Origin of the sequence: Saccharomonospora sp. NB11, assembly GCF_015910535.1 — a bacterium.
GTDB lineage: Bacteria > Actinomycetota > Actinomycetes > Mycobacteriales > Pseudonocardiaceae > Saccharomonospora.
The window spans coordinates 1-878 of record NZ_JACBJG010000025.1 but is presented as its reverse complement, the minus strand read 5'-3'; the positions used below and the strand labels follow the sequence as shown (position 1 = coordinate 878).

At 66.5% G+C, this 878-nt stretch carries 1 pseudogene; it reads left to right on the top strand.

Features of this window, described 5'->3' with window-relative positions:
- The first annotated feature begins 54 nt into the window (after nucleotides 1-54).
- A pseudogene (locus JAV51_RS20105) lies at nucleotides 55-868 on the top strand (IS5 family transposase).
- Nucleotides 869-878 lie beyond the last annotated feature (10 nt).

The following is an 878-nucleotide window of genomic DNA, read 5'->3' as shown; positions in this document are numbered from 1 at the left end:
TTAGAGCGTGTCTCGTTTGGATCTTGATCGGTGTTCAGGGCAAGATCATCGTCTGTGGTTGATGCGTTGTCACGGCGGTTGGTTCCCGACGAGCTCTGGGAGCTGGTCGAGCCGCTGATTCCACAGGCTGGAGAGCGCCCGCAGGGTGGTGGGCGGGCACCGGCGGATGCACGCAAGGTGTTCACCGCGATCGTGTATGTGCTCACCAGCGGGTGTGCCTGGCGGTGGTTACCGCCGTCGTTCGGGGTCACGGTGCCCACCGCGCATCGATGGTTTCTGCGATGGACCGAGGCCGGATTGTGGGCCCGGATCCACCGGGGGTGCTCGACGAGCTGGGCAGTCAAGGGCTGATCGACTGGTCCCGGGCCGTGGTGGATGCCGCCGCGGTGCGGGCGAAAAGGGGGGCGCTATGACCGGACCGAATCCGGTCGACCGAGGCAAGCCGGGCTCGAAGCTGCATGTGCTCACCGACCGGGGCGGACTACCCCTGGCCACCGGCATTTCCGCGGCCAACACCCCGGACGGGTTCGCTGTCAAGCCCTTGGTCAACGCCATCCCCGCGATCCGGTCCCGCCGCGGACCTCGCCGCCGCAAGCCCGGCAAGCTGCACGGCGACAAGGCATACAACAGTGCCGAACGCCGAGTCTGGTTGCAGCGACGGGGAATTGTGCCCCGCCTGGCTCGCATCGGCATCGAGACCAGCCAGAAACTGGGCCGCCACCGCTGGGTCGTCGAACGCAGCATCGCCTGGCTGGCCGGTTACCGACGCCTGACCATCCGCTACGAACGCCGCGCCGATGCCTTCAAAGGCTTCCTCGCCCTCGCCGCCGCACTGACCTGCTTCAAGAAGCTCAAACAAGCCAAGTGAGACACGCTCT